Below are 18,137 nucleotides of genomic sequence, written 5' to 3'. Positions count from 1 at the left end.
GCGATGGAGGCGCTGCCGCTGCGGCCGGAGCTGCGGGGGCGGTCGCCCTACGGCGCGCCGCAGCCGCCGGCCGACCACCGGCTCAACACCAACGAGAACCCGCACCCGCTGCCCCCGGCGCTGCTGGCCGACCTGCAGGTGGCCCTGACCGAGGCGGCCATGGGGCTCAACCGCTACCCCGACCGCGATGCGACGGCGCTGCGGATCGACCTGGCCGCCTACCTGACCCGCACCAGCGGCGAGCAGGTCACCCCGGCGCAGGTGTGGGCGGCCAACGGCTCCAACGAGGTGCTGCAGCAGGTGCTGCAGACCTTCGGCGGCGCCGGGCGGACGGCGCTGGGGTTCACGCCGTCCTACTCGATGCACCCGATCCTCAGCGCGGGCACCGGCACCGCCTGGGTCGACGGGCACCGCCGCACCGACTTCACCATCGACCCGGCGGCCGCGGCCGCCCAGGTGCGCGAGGTGCGGCCCGACGTCGTCTTCGTGACCAGCCCGAACAACCCGACCGGGACCGCGGTCGAGCTGGACACCATCGCCGCGCTGTACGAGGCCACCTCCTACGACGACGGCGCCGGCGTGCTGGTCGTGGACGAGGCCTACACCGAGTTCGCCCGCTCCGGCACGGTCTCGGCGCTCTCGTTGCTGCCCGGCCGGCCGCGGCTGATCGTCAGCCGCACGATGAGCAAGGCGTTCGGGATGGCGGGGCTGCGGCTGGGCTACCTGGCCGCCGACCCGGCCGTGGTCGACGCCCTGCAGCTGGTCCGGCTGCCCTACCACCTGAGCTCGCTGACCCAGGCGGCCGCGCGGGCCGCGCTGGCGCACACCGAGCAGCTGCTGGCCACGGTCGACCTGGTCCGGACGGAGCGCGACCGGATCGTCGCCGCGCTGCCGGGCATGGGGCTGACCAGCGTGCCCAGCGACGCCAACTTCGTGCTCTTCGGGCACTTCACCGACTCCGCCGCGGCCTGGCAGGCGCTGCTGGACCGCGGGGTGCTGGTGCGCGACGTCGGCCTGCCGGGCTGGCTGCGGGTCACCGCCGGCACCACCGAGGAGACCGATGCGTTCCTCACCGCGCTGGGTGAGGTCGCACCGGCGCACCGCAGCTCTCTGGGAGGATCGACGGCATGAACCGCACTGCACGCGTCGAGCGCACGACCAAGGAGACCAAGCTCGTGGTCGAGGTCGACCTCGACGGCACGGGGACGGCCGACGTCGCCACCGGGGTCGGCTTCTACGACCACATGCTCACCGCGCTGTCCAAGCACAGCGGCATCGACCTCACCGTGCACGCCGACGGTGACCTGCACATCGACGCCCACCACACGGTCGAGGACGTCGCGATCGCGCTCGGTCAGGCGTTCGCCGAGGCGCTGGGCGACAAGCGCGGGATCACCCGCTACGGCGACGCGACGATCCCGATGGACGAGGTCCTGGTGCAGGCCGCCGTCGACCTGTCCGGCCGGCCGTACTTCGTGCACGCCGAGCCGGCGGACATGACGCCGATGATCGGGCCGGACTACCCGACGTCGCTCACCAAGCACGTGCTGGAGTCCTTCGCGTTCAACGCCCGGATCAGTCTGCACGTGCGGGTGCTCTACGCCGGCCGGGACGCCCACCACATCGTCGAGGGGCAGTTCAAGGCCCTGGCCCGCGCGCTGCGCACCGCCGTCGCCCTGGACCCGCGGGTCACCGACGTGCCCTCGACCAAGGGCGCTCTGTGACCTCGTGAACTTCGGCGTCGCGCTGATGGTCGTCGGCGGTTTCCTGCTCGGCGGCGCGTACAGCATCTTCAAGGCCGACTCCGACACCGACGGGCGCACCGGGGTGCAGGTGGCCTTCGCCGTCATCCTGCTGGTCGCCGCGCTGCTGGCGACCGCGGCCGGCGTCCTGCGCCTGGTCTAGGGGCGGTCGCCCCGCAGCCCGGGAATGCCGGCGGGCCGCAGCGGGCTGGTGGGTAGCGTGGGAGATGTGAAGAAGATCGTCGTCCTCGACTACGGGTCGGGCAACCTGCGCTCGGCCGAGCGCGCGCTGACCCGGGTGGGTGCCGACGTCACCGTGACCGCCGACCCGGAGGCCGCGCTGGAGGCCGACGGGCTCGTCGTCCCCGGGGTGGGCGCCTACGCCGCCTGCATGGACGGGCTGCGCGCCGTGGACGGGCCCAAGGTCATCGGCCGCCGGCTGGCCGGCGGGCGTCCGGTGCTCGGCATCTGCGTGGGCATGCAGATCCTGTTCGAGCGCGGCGTCGAGCACGGCCAGGACACCGAGGGCTGCGGGGAGTGGCCCGGCGTCGTCGAAGAGCTGCACGCGCCGGTGCTGCCGCACATGGGCTGGAACACCGTCTCCTCCCCGGAGGGGTCGACGCTGTTCGCCGGCCTGGAGGAGCAGCGCTTCTACTTCGTGCACTCCTACGGGGTGCGGGAGTTCCCGCTGGCCGAGCCCGGCGTCACCGGGCGGCTGACCCCGCCGGCGGTCACCTGGGCCGAGCACGGCGACCGGTTCGTCGCCGGGGTGGAGAACGGGCCGCTGTCGGCGACCCAGTTCCACCCGGAGAAGAGCGGCGACGCCGGCGCCCAGCTGCTCACCAACTGGCTCCACACGCTCGACTGACCCCGGCCCCGCTGCAGGGGCCCGCCGCGAGCTCGCGAGTGGTGGGGGGCAGCGGGGTCCTTCTTCAGCTCCGCAGGTAGCTCGCGCCGTTCACGTCGATGATCGTGCCGGTGGAGAACCGGGCTCCCGGCGAGGCCAGCCACAGCACCGCCGAGGCGACCTCGTCGGGGTCGGCGACCCGGCCGTAGGGCGACTGGGCGCGGACGGCGTCTCCGCCCGGGCCGTCGAGCACCTCGCGGGCCATCTCGGTCTGCACGAAACCCGGCGCCACGGTGCCGACCGAGATGCCGTGCGGGGCCAGCGCCAAGGCCATCGACTGGCCGAAGGCGTTCAGCCCGGCCTTGGACGCGCCGTACGCGGGGTTGGCCGGCTCGCCGCGGAAGGCGCCCCGGCTGGAGACGTTGACAACCGCGCCGCCACCGGCGGCGATCAGGTGCGGCAGTGCGCGGAACGTCGCGTTGGCCGGGCCGACCAGGTTGACCGCCAGGGTGTGCTGCCAGGCCGCCTGCCACTCGTCGTAGCCGGTCTCCAGCGGCGGGTGCGCGGTGAAGACGCCGGCGTTGTTGACCAGCACGTGCAGCCCGCCCAGCGCCGCGGCGGCCTCGTCGACCATCCGGCCCACGGCGGCGGGATCGGTGAGGTCGGCCTGCACCAGCACGTGCCCGTCGCCGGGCAGCTCGGCGAGCACCTGCTCGGCCCGCTCCCGTGAGCCGCCCCAGTGCACCGCCACCCGGTCGCCCTGGCCGGCGAACGCGAGGGCGATCGCGCGGCCGATGCCGCGGGAGGCGCCGGTCACCAGGACGGCGCGGGAACTCGGGGTCTGCGTGGCCACGCAGGGAGTCAACCAGTCACCAGCTGCCCCGGTGCACGACCTCGTCCAGGCCCCGCCGGCCGCGCTTGAGCGACGGCGACCGCTTGTCCTCGGCGCCGGGCCAGCCCACCGAGACGCAGCCGATCGGGGTGTAGGCGGCCGGCACCCCGAAGGCGGTGCGGAAGGCGTCGACACGCTCGGCCGGCACGCCGAAGAAGCAGGCGCCCAGCCCCTCGTCGACCGCGGTGAGCAGCATCAGCAGCGAGGCCATGCCGGTGTCGACGTCCCAGTAGGGCACCGGCCAGCGGGCCTCGTCGCGGTCGGTCCAGCCCTTGTCGGGCTCCGCGTAGCGCTGCAGGTAGGCGGCCTTGTGCGACAGCGGCACCACCAGCAGCGGCGCCCGGCGCATCCGGGTCAGCCAGCCGTCGGCCGGGCCGGCGTCGGTGGTCGCCGTCCAGAAGCGCTCCCGCTCCTCCGGCGTCTCCAGCACCAGGAACGCCCAGCCCTGGCTGAACCCGGCCGAGGGCGCCCGGATCGCGTGCTCGAGCAGCCGGTCCCGCACCTCGGGCGGCACCGGCCGGTCGGGGTCGTAGTCCCGCACCATGCGGCGGCGGCGGACGACGTCAGCGAACTCCACGGCACGACTCCATGCAGGGCACCCTGCCGCACCCGCCCGACAGGTTGTCGGCGCCCCGGTCGGGTAGGAGCGCACCGCGGCCGCCGGGGACCTCCCGGCCGTCGCCACCGCCGGACCGAGGGGCAGCCATGACGACGAGCGGACGGGGGACGCCGACCGGCGGCCTCGTGCAGAGCCTGCAGGGGAACGCGGCGTCGCTGGTGCGCCTGGAGCTCGACCGGCTCCGGCAGGAGCTGACCGACAGCGCGCGCCAGGCCGGCCGGGCCTCGGCGCTGCTGGGCGCGGCCGGGCTGCTCGGCATGGTCACGGTGGGGACCTCGGTGGCCCTGGTGCTGCGGTCGCTGGACACCGTGCTGCCCCGCCCGGCCTCGGCCGCGCTGCTGAGCGGGGTCTGCGGCGCCGGCGCCGGGGTGCTCGCCGCGCTGGGGGTCGCCGAGCTGCGCCGGGCGAGGCCGTTCGTGCCGGAGGAGACCGTGCAGAGCGTGAAGGACGACGCGCGGGCGGCCCGCCCCGGGGCGTCCGGGGGCACCGCGCCGCCGGCCGGCTGATCGGCCCGCCACCGGCCGCCGGGGAGGCCCGCCACCGGCCGCCGGGGAGGCCGGACCCGGCTGTCGGCGGGCTTCCCTAGGCTGTGCACGTGTCGAAGCTCCAGCTGCTCCCCGCCGTCGACGTCGCCGACGGCCTCGCCGTCCGCCTGGTCCAGGGGGAGGCCGGCAGCGAGACCTCCTACGGCGACCCCCTCGAGGCGGCGCTGGCCTGGCAGCGCGACGGTGCCGAGTGGGTGCACCTGGTCGACCTGGACGCCGCCTTCGGGCGGGGCTCCAACCGGGAGCTGCTGGCCCGGGTGGTCGGCTCGCTCGACGTCGACGTGGAGCTCTCCGGTGGCATCCGGGACGACGAGTCCCTGGCGGCCGCGCTGGCCACCGGCTGTCGCCGGGTGAACCTGGGCACCGCCGCGCTGGAGTCCCCGGAGTGGTGCGCGCGGGCGATCGCCGAGCACGGTGACCGGGTCGCCGTCGGCCTGGACGTCCGGGGCACCCGGCTGGCCGCCCGCGGCTGGACCAAGGAGGGCGGGGAGCTGTACGAGACCCTCGCCCGGCTGGACGCCGAGGGGTGCGCCCGCTACGTCGTCACCGACATCACCAAGGACGGCACGCTGCGCGGCCCGAACCTCGAGCTGCTCCGCGAGGTCTGCGCGGCCACCTCACGCCCGGTCATCGCCTCCGGGGGCGTCAGCTCGCTGGACGACATCCGCGCGCTGGCCGCGCTGACCGAGGTCGGCGTCGAGGGCTCGATCGTCGGCAAGGCGCTCTACGCCGGGCAGTTCACGTTGCCCGAGGCGCTTGCGCTGACCGAAGAACTGGCATGACCGCGCTGCGGCTGGGATCGGGGGCTCCCTGGGAGGCGGTCGTCGGCTACAGCCGGGTCGTCGTCCACGGTGACACCGCCTGGGTCAGCGGGACGACGGCGACCGTCGACGGCGTGGTCGTGCACCCCGGCGACGCCGGCGCGCAGACCCGGGCGGCGCTGGACACGATCACCCGGGCGCTGGCCGACGCCGGGTTCGCCCTCGGCGACGTGGTGCGCACCCGCCTGTACGTCACCGACATCAGCCGCTGGGAGGAGGTCGGGCGGGTGCACGGCGAGTTCTTCCGCGACGTCCGGCCGGCCACCGCGATGGTGCAGGTGGCCGCCCTGATCGACCCGGCGATGCTGGTGGAGATCGAGGCCGACGCAGTACGAGGGGCGGGATCATGAGCCTGGCCGTGCGGGTGATCCCGTGCCTGGACGTCGACGCCGGCCGGGTGGTCAAGGGCGTCAACTTCGTCGACCTGGTCGACGCCGGTGACCCGGTGGAGATGGCCCGGGTCTACGACGCCGAGGGCGCCGACGAGCTGACCTTCCTGGACATCACCGCCAGCTCCGGTGACCGGGAGACGACCTACGACGTCGTCCGGCGCACGGCGGAGAGCGTGTTCATCCCGCTCACCGTCGGCGGCGGGGTGCGCAGCGTCGCCGACGTCGACCGGCTGCTGCGCAACGGCGCGGACAAGATCGCGGTCAACACCGCGGCGGTGACCCGGCCGGAGCTGATCGCCGAGATCGCCGACCGGTTCGGCAACCAGGTCCTCGTGCTGTCCCTGGACGCACGCCGGGTGCGGGACGGCGTGCAGACCGACTCCGGGTTCGAGGTCACCACCCACGGTGGCCGGCGCGGCACCGGCCGGGACGCCGTGGAGTGGGTGGTGCAGGCTGCCCGGCTGGGCGTCGGCGAGGTGCTGCTGAACTCGATGGACGCCGACGGCACGCGCACCGGCTTCGACACCGACCTGATCGCCGCGGTGCGCCGCGAGGTCACCGTGCCGCTGATCGCCAGCGGGGGAGCGGGCGCGGTCGACCACTTCCCGCCGGCGGTGGCGGCTGGCGCCGACGCGGTCCTCGCGGCCAGCGTCTTCCACTTCGGCCAGCTGCGGGTCGGCGACGTCAAGCAGGGGCTGGCGGCCGCCGGCGTGCAGGTCCGGCAGGAGACCGACCACCCGCTGCGCTGACCGGCGGCGCCCGCGGCGCTGACCGGCGACCGCGGGTCAGTCGACGGTCAGGTCCACGCAGGCGACCTCGCGGCGGCCGCTCACCCAGAGCAGCACCTCCAGCGGGGCTCCGGTCACCGTGGTCGTCGGTTCACCGTCGTGCAGCCGGCGCTCGCTGCCCGCCGAGCCGTCGGGCACGTCGCTGCGCTGCACCAGCAGGCCGGCCGTCGGCCGCGGCGCGGCCCCGCCGCGGGCCAGCAACGGCACGCTCTTCCAGAGCTGGTCCTGCACCTGGCGCGGCAGCTCGCGCGGTGCCCAGCCGGGCTGTGCCCGCCGGACGTCCTCGTGGTGGATGACCATCTCCGCGGTGTTGACCAGCCGGTCCAGCACCGGCCAGGCGGTGGGCACCCAGGCCGGTGGACCCGACCGAACCTCGGCGACCAGCCGGGCGAAGTCCTGGTGGTCGCGGGCCCGGCCGTGCACCTTGTCCGTCCATCGCGCGAACGGCCCACCCAGCACGAACCCCGGCATGGCGTCGGGGCGGCGGTCGCGCACGACGAGGTGGGCGGCCATGTCCTGGGTGGCCCAGCCCTCGCAGCAGGTGGGCTGGTCGGGCCCCAGCTGCTCCAGCAGGTCGGCCAGCGCGGCCCGCTCCGACTGCGACACGGGCACGGCGGAGGTCGGCACCAGCCGAGGCTATATCCGTTCCGCCACCCCGGCTCCGCCGGCGAGACCGGTGCGTGACCCACGCCCAGCCCCCGGCGTCCCGGGCACCGACCGACCCGTCCTGGGCTCCTGCCGATTCCGTTAGGGGGCCTAAGGAATGCGCGTAGGCTGGCGACACCGACCGCTCGATCCCTGGAGGACCCCTGTGCCGCGCCGCAGAGACGCCGTCGTCCGGCGCGGGCTCCGTCACGTGCGCCGCGCCGTGCGCGAGCAACCGGGCATCTTCGCGCTGGCCTTCCTGGGCAGCAGCCTCTACGGCGGGATGACGGTCGCCAGCGCCTACGTCATCGGTGGGATCACCACCCGGGTGCTGATGCCGGCCTTCGAGGAGGGGGCCACCACCACGGCCGCGCTGACGCTGGCCGCCTTGGCGATCCTCGTCGTCGCCGTCCTGAAGATCGTCGGGATCATCGGCCGGCGGCTGTTCGCCGGGATGATGGCCTACCGGCTGCAGGCCGACTACCGCCGCCGGGTCACCGCCCAGTACCTCCGGCTGCCGCTGTCCTGGCACCAGCGGCACCCCACCGGGCAGCTGCTGTCCAACGCCAACTCCGACGTCGAGTCGGCCTGGTTCTTCGTCCAGCCGCTGCCCTTCGCGTGCGGCGCGCTGGTGATGGTGGCCATCACCAGCGTCGCGCTGGTGCTCACCGACCCGCTGCTCGCCGTGGTCGGGCTGGTCGTCTTCCCCCTGGTGTTCGTGATGAACGCCGTCTACAGCCAGGTCATGTCGCCCCGGATGGCGCGTGCCCAGCAGCTGCGCGCCGAGGTCAGCGAGATCGCCCACGAGAGCTTCGACGCCGCACTCGTCGTCAAGACGCTGGGCCGGGAGACCACCGAGACCAGCCGGTTCGCGGTGAAGGCCGACGAGCTGCGCGACGGGCTGATCTCGGTCGGCCGGGTCCGGGGCCTGTTCGACCCGCTGATGGAGGCGCTGCCGAACCTGGGCACCCTGGCGGTGCTGCTGATCGGGGCCCAGCGGGTCGCCGCCGGTGCCGCCGACGCCGGCGACCTGGTCTCCATCGCCTACCTGTTCACCCTCCTGGCGCTGCCGATCCGGGCCATCGGCTGGGTGCTGGCCGACCTGCCGCGGGCGATGGCCGGGTTCGACCGGGTGACCCCCGTGCTGGAGGCCACCGGGGAGATCCCGCACGGCCCCGACGCGGCGCCCGCCGGCGACCAGGGCGCCGTGCTCGACCTGCAGGACGTCTCCTTCCGCTACGGCGGTGCCGCCCGCCCGACCCTGGACGGCGTCACCTTCGACGTCGCCGCCGGGCGCACGCTCGCCGTCGTCGGCCCGACCGGCGCCGGCAAGTCCACCCTCGCCGGGCTGCTGGTGCGGCTGACCGACCCGGACTCCGGGGCGGTGCTCCTCGACGGGGTCGACCTGCGCACCCTCCGCGAGGGCCAGGTCAGCGACCAGGTGGCCTTCGTCGCCCAGACGACCTTCCTGTTCGACGACACCGTCCGCGACAACGTCACCCTGGGCGGGCCGTACACCGACGAGGAGGTCCACGAGGCGCTGCGCATCGCCGCCGCCGACGACTTCGTCGGCCGGCTCCCCGACGGCCTGGACACCCGGGTCGGCGAGCGCGGCGCCAGCCTCTCCGGCGGTCAGCGGCAGCGGCTGGCGCTGGCCCGGGCCATCGTCCGCCGTCCCCGGCTGTTGGTCCTGGACGACGCGACCAGTGCCGTCGACCCGTCGGTGGAGGCCCGGATCCTGGACGCGCTGCGCGCCGCCGACCGGCCGGCCACCGTCGTCGTGGTCGCCTACCGGCAGGCCACCATCTCGCTGGCCGACGAGGTGCTGTGGCTGGAGGCCGGCCGGCTGGTCGCCCGCGGCACGCACACCGAGCTGCTCGCCCGGGTGCCCGGCTACGCCCGCCTGGTGCACGCCTACCAGCCGCCCGAGCCCGGCCCGGCCGAACGCGAGCCCGCGGGGGTGTCGGCGTGAGCGACCAGCCGGTGCTGGCCACCGACCGCCGGTCGGAGAGCGCCACCGCGACCCTGCGCCGCGGCCTGCGGATGATGCCGGAGTTCCGCCAGGGGCTGCCCGCCACCTTCGCCCTGGCCCTGATCGCGACCGCCGGCCGGGTGGTCGTCCCGATCGCGGTGCAGCAGACCCTGGACCGGGGGCTCGGCGCACCGGGCGGCCCGGACATCGACCTGGTCCGCGACCTGGTCGCGATCTGCGCGGTCGTCGTGCTGATCACCAGCTTCGCCGTCTACCGGATGAACGTCCGGCTGTTCCGCACCACCGAGACGGCGCTGGCCGGGCTCCGGGTCCGGGCGTTCCGGCACGTGCACGACCTGTCGGTGCTGCACCAGCAGGGCCAGCGGCGGGGGTCACTGGTCTCCCGGGTGACCAGCGACGTCGACCAGCTGTCGGTGTTCATGCAGTGGGGCGGGGTGCTCGGGCTGGTCAGCCTCGGCCAGCTCGTGGTGGCCACCGCCGTCATGGCGGTCTACTCCTGGCAGCTGACCCTGCTGGTGCTGGTCTGCTTCATCCCACTGGCGGTGGCGATCAAGTTCTTCGCCCGCCGCCTCGCCGAGGTCTACGGGGTCGTGCGGGAACGGGTGGGCGACGTGCTGGCCGCCGTGGGGGAGTCGGTCATCGGTGCGCCGACGGTCCGGGCCTACGGCGTGCGCACCCGGACGGCGGCCCGCATCGACGGCGCCATCGACCGGCACTACCGCGCCTCCGTGCACGCGCAGAAGGTGACCGCCGGGGTCTACGTCAGCGGGGAGTTCATCGCCGCCGTCGCCAACGCGGCGGTCGTCGTGGTCGGCGTGCTGCTCGGCATCGCCGGGGACATCAGCGCCGGCACCCTGGTCGCCTTCCTCTTCCTGGTCACGCTGTTCGTCGCGCCGGTGCAGACCGCCAGCGAGGTGCTCAACGAGGCACAGAACGCCGTCGCCGGGTTCCGCCGGGTGCTCGACGTGCTGGACACCGAGCCCGACGTCCAGGACCCCACCGACGGCCGGCCGCTGCCGGACGGGCCGCTGGACGTGCGCTTCGACGCCGTCTCCTTCGCCTACGGCGCGGGGGCCGCCAAGGCCCTGGACGGCGTCGACCTGACCATCGCCGCCCGGACCCGCATCGCGATCGTCGGGGAGACCGGGTCCGGCAAGACGACGTTCGCCAAGCTCGTCACCCGGCTGATGGACCCCACCGGCGGCCGGGTGCTGGTCGGCGGCGTGCCGCTGGACGAGGTGGCCTTCGCGTCGTTGCGCGAACGCGTGGTGATGGTGCCCCAGGACGGGTTCCTGTTCGACGCCTCGGTGGCCGACAACGTCCGCTACGGCCGGCCGGACCTGACCGACGCGCAGATCGTCGCCGCCTTCGACGAGCTCGGCCTGCGGGACTGGCTGGACGGGCTGCCCGACGGCGTCAGCACGCCGGTGGGCCAGCGCGGGGAGTCGCTGTCGGCGGGGGAGCGGCAGCTGGTCGCGGTGGCCCGCGCCTACGTGGCCGACCCCGACCTGCTGGTGCTGGACGAGGCGACCAGCGCCGTCGACCCGGCCACCGAGATGCGGCTGACCCGGGCGCTGGACGCGCTCACCGACGGGCGCACCACGCTGACCATCGCGCACCGGCTGTCCACCGCGGAGCGGGCCGACGAGGTCCTGGTCGTCGACGCCGGCCGGGTGGTCCAGCGCGGCACCCACGCCCAGCTCGTGGAGGCCGACGGGCCCTACGCGCGGCTGCACGCCTCCTGGCGCCGCAGCTCCGGTCGGCAGTCCGAACCCGCCGCCTGACCCGCCGCCTGACCCGGCGCCGGGTGCCGGTGGGGCGGGTGGGACGCCGACCTCGCCCGTCCGGCCGGTGCGCGGACACCGACGACGCCCGAACCCCTAGCGTGCGGCCGTGCACCCCGCTCCGACCCGCCGCCGTCCGCCGCTGCCCGCCCTGGTCGCCCTGCCGCTGGCGGTGCTCACCGCCCTGGGCACGGCGTTGTTCGGTTTCGTCGCCCTGGCCTTCTCCAACGGTCACTTCGCCGACGGCAACTGGCTGGTGATCGCCGTCCCGGCGGTGCTGGCGGCCTGGCTGCTGGCCGGTGCCCTGCTGCTGCTGACCGGCCGTTCCTGGCTGGCACTGGTGCTGCCCGCTGCGGTGCTGTTCGGCCTGGTCGTCTGGGGGACCATCGCCGCCGGGCTCGGCACGGACACCGCCGGGTTCGTCGTCCTGCTGTGGCTGCTGCCCGCCGGCACCGCGGGGCTGGCCGCGCTCCCCGGCGTGCGCCGCTGGGTCACCGCGCGCCGGGGGGCCGGTCGTCCACAGCCCTCGGCTGAGTCGTCCACAGCCCTCGGCTGAGTCGTCCACAGCCCTCGGCTGACCGGCCGCACCGGCGCGCCGTTCTCCCTGGCGTCCCGGTGTGCGCACACCCGCGGAGTCCCCGCCCTGGTCGGCCCAGCTCGCCATCTCGGTCAGCCACCTCAGCGGCGTGCCACTGGTGTTCCTCGCGGTGCTGGCCGTCAGCTACGACGACGCCGTCGCCGAGGGCGGTCACTGGTGGGCGCTGCTGCTCCTGGTCCTGGCGATCGGGCAGTTCACCGGTGCGGCGCGGCTGCGCGCGCGGCGAGGGCGGCGGCTGCTGGTGGGCGCCTCGGTCGCCTCCGTCGTCGGCTGTGCCCTCGCCGCGCTGGTGGAGTCGATGCGGGCACCGGCGGACGGCGCGGCCGGGGTGCTCGTCCTGCTGGCGGTCGGGCCCGCGGCGGCCGCGCTCCTCGGCTCGTCGTCCGGGGCACGGCGCTGGACCGACCCTGCCGCCCCGCCGCCGTCCGGCTGAGCCGCGCCCACCGACCCGCCCGGGCGACTCGCACGCGCCGGACCGCCCGACCGGCGCCCCGGGCCAGCTAGCGTCCCCGGGGTGGGCAACGACGCTGACGTGATCGTGGTGGGGGCGGGGCTGGCCGGGTTGGTCGCCACCGCCGAGCTGGCCGACGCCGGGAAGCGGGTGCTGCTCCTGGACCAGGAACCGGTCGCCTCCCTCGGCGGGCAGGCGCACTGGTCCTTCGGCGGCCTGTTCCTCGTCGACAGCCCCGAGCAGCGCCGGCTGCGGGTCAAGGACTCCCTGGAGCTGGCTCGGCAGGACTGGCTGGGCACCGCCGGCTTCGACCGCGAGGAGGACCACTGGCCCCGCCAGTGGGCCGAGGCCTACCTGCAGTTCGCGGCGGGGGAGAAGCGCGCCTGGCTGCGCGAGCAGGGCGTCCGGTTCTTCCCGGTCGTGGGCTGGGCCGAGCGCGGCGGGTACACCGCCACCGGGCACGGCAACTCCGTCCCCCGGTTCCACATCACCTGGGGCACCGGGCCGGGCGTGCTCGCCCCGTTCCTGCGCCGGGTCGCCGACGCCGCTGCCCGCGGGCTGGTCGAGGTGCGCCACCGGCACCGGGTCGACGGCCTGGTGGTCACCGGCGGCGCGGTCACCGGGGTGCGCGGTGCGGTCCTGGAGCCCAGCGACGTCGCGCGCGGCGTCGCCAGCTCCCGCACCGAGGTCGGCGAGTTCGAGTACGCGGCGCAGGCGGTCGTCGTCACCTCCGGCGGCATCGGCGGCAACCACGAGCTGGTGCGCAAGAACTGGCCGGCGCGGCTGGGCCCGGTGCCGAAGCGGCTGCTCTCCGGCGTCCCGGCGCACGTCGACGGCCGGATGCTGGAGATCGCCCAGGGCGCCGGTGGCCGGGTGGTCAACCCCGACCGGATGTGGCACTACACCGAGGGCATCGCGAACCACTCACCGATCTGGGCCCACCACGGCATCCGGATCCTCCCGGGCCCCTCCTCGCTCTGGCTGGACGCGACCGGGTCCCGGCTGCCGGTGCCGCTGTTCCCCGGGTTCGACACCCTCGGCACGCTCGCGCACATCGGCACGACCGGGTACGAGCACACCTGGTTCCTGCTGACCCAGAAGATCGTGGAGAAGGAGTTCACCCTCTCCGGGTCCGAGCAGAATCCCGACCTGACGGGCAAGGACCTCAAGCTGCTGCTCACCCGGGTGCGCGCGGGTGCGGCGGCGCCGGTGCAGGCGTTCCTGGACAGGGGCGAGGACTTCGTCGTCGAGCGCACCCTGCCCGAGCTGGTGGCCGGGATGAACCGGGTCACCGGCGACTCCCCGCACGTCGACCTGGCCACCGTGGAGCGGGAGGTCGTCGCCCGCGACCGGGAGATCGCCAACACCTTCACCAAGGACCTCCAGGTGACCGCGATGCGCCAGGCCCGCACGTTCCTCGGCGACAAGCTGATCCGGGTGGCCGCCCCGCACCGGCTGCTGGACCCCGACGCGGGGCCGCTGATCGCCGTCCGGCTCAACGTGCTCACCCGCAAGTCCCTGGGCGGGCTGGAGACCGACCTGTCGGGCCGGGTGCTGCGTGCCGGGGGTGAGCCGTTCCCGGGCCTGTACGCGGCCGGGGAGGTCGCCGGCTTCGGGGGCGGGGGCATGCACGGCTACCGCTCGCTGGAGGGCACCTTCCTCGGCGGCTGCCTGTTCTCCGGCCGGGTGGCCGGGCGGGCGCTGGCGGCGGCGCTGTGACCACACCCGACTGGGACGCCGCTCCCGACTGGGACGCCGTGCCCGACTGGGACGCCGTGCCCTACGCCGGCCCGCCGTCCTACGGAGCTCCGCCGCCTCAGCAGGGGCAGGGATCCGCGTCCCAGGCGGGCCTCCCGCCGGGGTGGGGACCGCCGCAGGGGTGGGCGGCCCCGCAGGGCTGGCCACCGCCACAGGGCTGGGGTGCACCGGGCTGGGGTCCGCCGGCATGGGGTCCGCCGGGGGCCTGGGGCGGGCCGCGGCGCCCGGCCCGGCCGGGGTCGGTGGTCGCCGCCGCGGTGCTGGCGTTCGTCTCCGCGGTGCTGGTGGTCCTCGGCACGATCTACGGCCTGGCCTTCAGCGCACTGCTCAGCCTCGCGCGCGGGCCCTCGGCCGGCGTCGGCACCTGGACGGCGCTGGCCCAGCTGGCCCTGGTGGCCCTGCTCGTCGTCGGCGGGCTGCGGCAGCTGAACGGCGACCGGCGGTGGTTGCTGGGTGCCGGTGCCCTCCAGGTCGTTCTCTGCCTGCACTGGGTCGTCGTGCTCGACGACCTCTCCTCGCGGACCGTCGGCGACGTCCTCGGCTTCGTGCCGCTGCTCTACCTCGCTCTCGCGGGGACGGCGATCGGTCTCACCTTCCTGCCCGACGCCCGGGCGTGGGGCCGGCGGGCCGACCCGCCGGAACCGGCCCCGGGCCCCGAGCAGACGTCGGCAGGGGTGCGCTGGCCCACGGCCTGACCGGCCGGTTCCCCAGGGCCTGACCGGCCGGTTCGCCAGGGCCTGACCGGCCGCGACGCAGCGGGTGGGACGATCCCTGCATGTCCGCCCCTGCCCCCGACACCGCCCTGGACCCCGCCGTCGCCGCGCTGCTCAGCCGCGACCCCGCCGGCCTCGTCGCCGCCGTCGTGCAGCAGCACGACACCGGCGAGGTGCTGATGGTCGCCTGGATGGACGACGAGGCGCTGCACCGCACGCTCACCACCGGACGGGCCACCTACTGGTCCCGGAGCCGGGGCGAGTACTGGGTCAAGGGGGAGACCTCCGGCCACCGGCAGTGGGTGCGCGACGTGCGGCTGGACTGCGACGGCGACGCCCTGCTGCTGCTGGTCGACCAGGAGGGCCCGGCCTGCCACACCGGCGAGCGCAGCTGCTTCCACCGCCCGCTGCCGGCCACGCCCGGGGCGCCGGCATGAGCCTGCAGCTGGGCCGCACCAGCCCGACCCGCGCCGAGTTCGCCCACCTGGACGCCCCCGTCGTCCCGGTCACCCGCCGGCTGCTGGCCGACAGCGAGACCGCGGTGGGCATCTACCGCAAGCTGGCCGGCAACCGTCCGGGCACCGTGCTCCTGGAGTCCGCCGAGCAGGGCAAGCAGTGGTCCCGGTACAGCTTCGTCGGCGTGCGCAGCGCCGGGGTGCTGACCGAGGCCGACGGGACGACGGCCTGGCTCGGGGACCCGCTGCCCGGGCTCACCGACGACCTGCCGGGCGACCCGCTGGCCGCCGTCCGCACCCTGGCCCGCCGGCTCCGCTCACCGCGCACCCCCGGCCTGCCGCCGCTGACCGGGGGGCTGGTCGGCTACCTGGGCTACGACGTCGTCCGGCGGCTCGAGCGGCTGCCGCAGACCGCCGTCGACGACCTGGGCATGCCCGAGCTCGCACTGATGCTCGTCACCGACCTGGCGGTGCTGGACCACACCGACGGCACCGTGCTGCTCATCGCCAACGTGCTGGGCGGCGCGCCGGGCGGCTACGACGACGCCGTCGCCCGGCTCGACGCGATGGCCGCCGACCTGGCCGAGGCGTCACCCCCGGGCGTGGCGATGGTCGAGACCGCCGACGCGCCGCCGGTGACCAGCAACATGGGGCCGGGGGAGTACGAGGCCGGGGTCGAGCGGGTGCGCGAGCACGTCCGCGCCGGCGACGTCTTCCAGACCGTGCTGGCCCAGCGGTTCGAGCTGGCCACCGCCGTCGACGCCCTGGACCTCTACCGGGTGCTGCGGGCCACCAACCCCTCGCCGTACATGTACCTGCTGCGCTTCGCCGGCCGGCAGTCGCCGTTCGACGTGGTCGGCTCCTCTCCTGAGGCGCTGGTCACCGTCACCGGGAGCAGGGCCGTGGTGCACCCCCCGGCCGGCACCCGTCCCCGCGGCGCGACCCCGGAGGACGACGTCCGGCTCACCGAGGAGCTGCTGGCCGACCCCAAGGAGCGGGCCGAGCACGTCATGCTCGTCGACCTGGCCCGCAACGACCTGGGCCGGGTGTGCGAGCCGGGCACCGTCGAGGTCGCCGACTTCATGCGGGTGGAGCGGTACAGCCACGTCATGCACCTGGTCTCCACCGTCGCCGGCCAGGTGACCGCCGACCGGGACGCCCTGGACGTGTTCGACGCGACCTTCCCGGCCGGCACCGTCTCCGGTGCGCCCAAGCCGCGGGCGATGGAGGTCATCGAGTCCCTGGAGCCGACCCGCCGCGCGCTCTACGCCGGCACGGTCGGCTACGTCGACGCCAGCGGTGACATGGACATGGCGATCGCCATCCGCACCGCGGTGCTGCACGACGGGCGGGCGTACGTGCAGGCGGGCGCCGGCGTCGTGGCCGACAGCGACCCGGCCACCGAGGAGGCCGAGACCCGGCACAAGGCCCGCGCGGTGCTGTCGGCGATCGCCACCGCGGAGGGGCTGCGGGAGCTGTCGTGAGCCACCCCGCGCCCTCGGCGCCGGCCCCGGCCACCGCCCGGGGCCGGCGGGAGCTCACCGTCGCGGTCCTGCTGTGCGCGCTGTCCGGGGGGCTGGCGCTGTCGGCGTCGGGGGAGCCGTGGGCCGACGTCACGGTCGTGCGCGAACCGCCACTCCCGCCGACGGCGGAGGTGCTGACCGGCGGCCAGGCCGCCCCGCTGGTCGCCGCCTGTGGGTTGCTGCTGCTCGCCGCCGCGCTCGCGGTCATCGCCGTCCGCGGCGCCGGCCGGGTGGTGGTCGGCCTGCTCGTCGCGGCGTCCGGGGGCGTGCTCGGCTGGTCCGGCCTGCGGGCGGTCACCGGCTCGCTGGACCTCGGCGATGCCGTCGTCACGTCGGGGATCGGGCTGGGGGAGGCGCAGGTGACCGTGGACCCCGTGGCCACCTGGCCCGCGGTGGCCCTCGTCGCCGGCGTGCTCGGCGTGCTGGCCGGGGCCCTGGTGGTGCTCCGCGGCGGGGAGTGGCCGGGCATGGGGCGGCGCTACGAGCGCACCGGTCAGCCGGCGGCGCCGGAGCCGGCGCCGGCCCGCCCGACCCGTCCCGCCCGTCCGGAGACCGACGAGGACCGGCACCAGGCGGCCTGGAAGGCGCTGGACCGGGGAGACGACCCGACAGTCTGAACAGGGGCGTCCCGGGCGCGGTGCACCGGCCCCCCGGGACGGGACCGGACCCGACCCGTCTCTAGAGTGATCCGCGCGGTCCGAGTGGTGAGGGCCGGTCCGGTGCCACATCCTGAGAGGTCCGAGGAGGGGTCATGAGCGTCCTCGACGAGATCGTCGCCGGCGTCCGGGAGGACGTCGCCGCCCGTCAGGCCACCACCCCGCTGACCGAGGTGCAGGCCGCGGCCCGCGACGCCCGGCCCGCCCTGGACGCCCTGGCCGCGCTGCGCGCGCCGGGCGTCGGCGTGATCGCGGAGGTCAAGCGGCGCAGCCCGAGCAAGGGCGACCTCGCCGCGATCGCCGATCCGGCCGCGCTCGCCGCGCAGTACGCCGCCGGCGGTGCCCGGGCGATCAGCGTGCTCACCGAGGGACGGAGGTTCGGCGGGTCGCACGCCGACCTGGCCGCCGTCCGCGCCGCCGTCGAGGTCCCCGTGCTGAACAAGGACTTCGTGGTCAGCAGCTACCAGGTGCACGAGGCCCGGGCGCACGGCGCAGACCTCGTGCTGCTCATCGTGGCGGCGCTGGACCAGCCGGTGCTGATCGGCCTGCTCGAGCGGATCGAGTCCCTGGGCATGACGGCCCTGGTCGAGGTGCACAGCGAGGGCGAGGCCGACCGTGCGCTCGCCGCGGGCGCCTCGGTGATCGGCGTCAACGCCCGCGACCTGACCACCCTGTCGGTCGACCGCTCCACCTTCGAGCGGATCGCCCCGGGGCTGCCGAGCGAGGTCGTCAAGATCGCCGAGTCCGGCGTGCGCGGCCCGCACGACCTGATCAGCTACGCCGGCGCGGGCGCTGACGCGGTGCTGGTCGGCGAGGGCCTGGTCACCGCTGGCGACCCGCGGCAGGCGGTCGCCGACCTGGTCACCGCCGGTTCACACCCGGCCACCCCGCGCACCGCCCGCTAGTCAGTACGGC

The 18,137-nt window shown here is 75.4% G+C and carries 21 protein-coding genes; 18 read left to right on the top strand and 3 right to left on the bottom strand.

The genetic code is table 11. The annotated features are described in order from the left end of the window. Positions 1 to 3 precede the first annotated feature (3 nt). The 4 genes from O2W16_RS01085 to hisH all read left to right on the top strand — a co-directional run bounded on the left by O2W16_RS01085 (position 4) and on the right by hisH (position 2,610). A complete protein-coding gene (locus O2W16_RS01085) occupies positions 4 to 1,131 on the top strand; it encodes a histidinol-phosphate transaminase (RefSeq protein WP_269157468.1) in 1,128 nt (375 codons plus the stop codon). Continuing rightward, entirely contained in the window at positions 1,128 to 1,724 is a 597-nt protein-coding gene (gene hisB, locus O2W16_RS01080; RefSeq protein WP_269156948.1) for an imidazoleglycerol-phosphate dehydratase HisB, read from the top strand. The genes O2W16_RS01085 and hisB overlap by 4 nt, the downstream gene beginning before the upstream one ends. A 4-nt stretch (positions 1,725 to 1,728) precedes the next feature. Beyond that, positions 1,729 to 1,905, top strand: coding sequence for a hypothetical protein (locus O2W16_RS01075; protein ID WP_269156947.1), 177 nt, complete (start codon positions 1,729 to 1,731; stop codon positions 1,903 to 1,905). 66 nt (positions 1,906 to 1,971) lie between these two features. After that, entirely contained in the window at positions 1,972 to 2,610 is a 639-nt protein-coding gene (gene hisH, locus O2W16_RS01070) for an imidazole glycerol phosphate synthase subunit HisH (RefSeq protein WP_269156946.1), read from the top strand. 64 nt (positions 2,611 to 2,674) lie between these two features. On the opposite strand, the gene O2W16_RS01065 is transcribed toward hisH, so the two are convergent. Both O2W16_RS01065 and O2W16_RS01060 read right to left on the bottom strand, forming a co-directional pair. Next, positions 2,675 to 3,442 carry an SDR family NAD(P)-dependent oxidoreductase gene (locus O2W16_RS01065; RefSeq protein ID WP_269156945.1) on the bottom strand — a complete coding sequence of 256 codons (768 nt, stop codon included), beginning with the start codon at positions 3,440 to 3,442 and terminating at the stop codon, positions 2,675 to 2,677. 16 nt (positions 3,443 to 3,458) lie between these two features. Beyond that, complete coding sequence (locus O2W16_RS01060; protein ID WP_269156944.1) at positions 3,459 to 4,058, bottom strand: nitroreductase family protein; 600 nt, start codon at positions 4,056 to 4,058, stop codon at positions 3,459 to 3,461. 128 nt (positions 4,059 to 4,186) lie between these two features. Here O2W16_RS01060 and O2W16_RS01055 point away from each other — a divergent pair, with 128 nt between their 5' ends. The 4 genes from O2W16_RS01055 to hisF all read left to right on the top strand — a co-directional run bounded on the left by O2W16_RS01055 (position 4,187) and on the right by hisF (position 6,607). Continuing rightward, a complete protein-coding gene (locus tag O2W16_RS01055; protein WP_269156943.1) occupies positions 4,187 to 4,606 on the top strand; it encodes a phage holin family protein in 420 nt (139 codons plus the stop codon). Positions 4,607 to 4,695: 89 nt separating this feature from the next. Next, the gene (gene priA, locus O2W16_RS01050) at positions 4,696 to 5,427 is read left to right on the top strand and encodes a bifunctional 1-(5-phosphoribosyl)-5-((5-phosphoribosylamino)methylideneamino)imidazole-4-carboxamide isomerase/phosphoribosylanthranilate isomerase PriA (RefSeq protein WP_269156942.1); all 732 of its coding nucleotides are present in this window, start codon (positions 4,696 to 4,698) and stop codon (positions 5,425 to 5,427) included. Continuing rightward, a complete protein-coding gene (locus O2W16_RS01045; protein WP_269156941.1) occupies positions 5,424 to 5,816 on the top strand; it encodes a RidA family protein in 393 nt (130 codons plus the stop codon). Before priA ends, O2W16_RS01045 begins: the two co-directional genes overlap by 4 nt. After that, positions 5,813 to 6,607, top strand: a complete 795-nt coding sequence (gene hisF / locus O2W16_RS01040; protein WP_269156940.1) for an imidazole glycerol phosphate synthase subunit HisF — start codon at positions 5,813 to 5,815, stop codon at positions 6,605 to 6,607. Before O2W16_RS01045 ends, hisF begins: the two co-directional genes overlap by 4 nt. A gap of 36 nt (positions 6,608 to 6,643) precedes the next feature. Here hisF and O2W16_RS01035 read toward each other — a convergent pair whose 3' ends face one another. Then, positions 6,644 to 7,273: a TIGR03085 family metal-binding protein gene (locus tag O2W16_RS01035; RefSeq protein WP_269156939.1), complete on the bottom strand. Its 630-nt coding sequence runs from the start codon at positions 7,271 to 7,273 to the stop codon at positions 6,644 to 6,646. 184 nt (positions 7,274 to 7,457) lie between these two features. Here O2W16_RS01035 and O2W16_RS01030 point away from each other — a divergent pair, with 184 nt between their 5' ends. The 10 genes from O2W16_RS01030 (at position 7,458) to trpC (ending at position 18,127) form a co-directional block, all read left to right on the top strand. After that, positions 7,458 to 9,263, top strand: a complete 1,806-nt coding sequence (locus O2W16_RS01030; protein WP_269156938.1) for an ABC transporter ATP-binding protein — start codon at positions 7,458 to 7,460, stop codon at positions 9,261 to 9,263. Further along, on the top strand, positions 9,260 to 11,068 hold the full coding sequence (locus tag O2W16_RS01025; RefSeq protein WP_269156937.1) for an ABC transporter ATP-binding protein: 1,809 nt from the start codon (positions 9,260 to 9,262) through the stop codon (positions 11,066 to 11,068). Before O2W16_RS01030 ends, O2W16_RS01025 begins: the two co-directional genes overlap by 4 nt. 109 nt (positions 11,069 to 11,177) lie before the next feature. Then, the gene (locus O2W16_RS01020; RefSeq protein ID WP_269156936.1) at positions 11,178 to 11,624 is read left to right on the top strand and encodes a hypothetical protein; all 447 of its coding nucleotides are present in this window, start codon (positions 11,178 to 11,180) and stop codon (positions 11,622 to 11,624) included. Between the two features lie 61 nt (positions 11,625 to 11,685). Next, entirely contained in the window at positions 11,686 to 12,099 is a 414-nt protein-coding gene (locus tag O2W16_RS01015; protein WP_269156935.1) for a hypothetical protein, read from the top strand. A gap of 81 nt (positions 12,100 to 12,180) precedes the next feature. Further along, positions 12,181 to 13,836, top strand: coding sequence for an FAD-binding dehydrogenase (locus O2W16_RS01010; protein ID WP_269156934.1), 1,656 nt, complete (start codon positions 12,181 to 12,183; stop codon positions 13,834 to 13,836). Further along, positions 13,833 to 14,570, top strand: a complete 738-nt coding sequence (locus O2W16_RS01005; RefSeq protein ID WP_269156933.1) for a hypothetical protein — start codon at positions 13,833 to 13,835, stop codon at positions 14,568 to 14,570. Before O2W16_RS01010 ends, O2W16_RS01005 begins: the two co-directional genes overlap by 4 nt. Before the next feature lie 80 nt (positions 14,571 to 14,650). Continuing rightward, complete coding sequence (gene hisI, locus O2W16_RS01000; RefSeq protein ID WP_269156932.1) at positions 14,651 to 15,025, top strand: phosphoribosyl-AMP cyclohydrolase; 375 nt, start codon at positions 14,651 to 14,653, stop codon at positions 15,023 to 15,025. Beyond that, the gene (locus O2W16_RS00995) at positions 15,022 to 16,527 is read left to right on the top strand and encodes an anthranilate synthase component I (protein ID WP_269156931.1); all 1,506 of its coding nucleotides are present in this window, start codon (positions 15,022 to 15,024) and stop codon (positions 16,525 to 16,527) included. Before hisI ends, O2W16_RS00995 begins: the two co-directional genes overlap by 4 nt. After that, positions 16,524 to 17,183, top strand: a complete 660-nt coding sequence (locus O2W16_RS00990) for a TIGR02234 family membrane protein (protein ID WP_269156930.1) — start codon at positions 16,524 to 16,526, stop codon at positions 17,181 to 17,183. The genes O2W16_RS00995 and O2W16_RS00990 overlap by 4 nt, the downstream gene beginning before the upstream one ends. Before the next feature lie 134 nt (positions 17,184 to 17,317). Next, complete coding sequence (gene trpC, locus O2W16_RS00985; protein WP_269156929.1) at positions 17,318 to 18,127, top strand: indole-3-glycerol phosphate synthase TrpC; 810 nt, start codon at positions 17,318 to 17,320, stop codon at positions 18,125 to 18,127. The last annotated feature ends 10 nt before the right edge of the window (positions 18,128 to 18,137 follow it).

The organism is Modestobacter sp. VKM Ac-2984 (assembly GCF_026967985.1).
Classification (GTDB): Bacteria; Actinomycetota; Actinomycetes; order Mycobacteriales; family Geodermatophilaceae; genus Modestobacter.
Note: the sequence above shows the minus strand (reverse complement) of the source record. Positions and strands in the feature narration are given on the sequence as shown.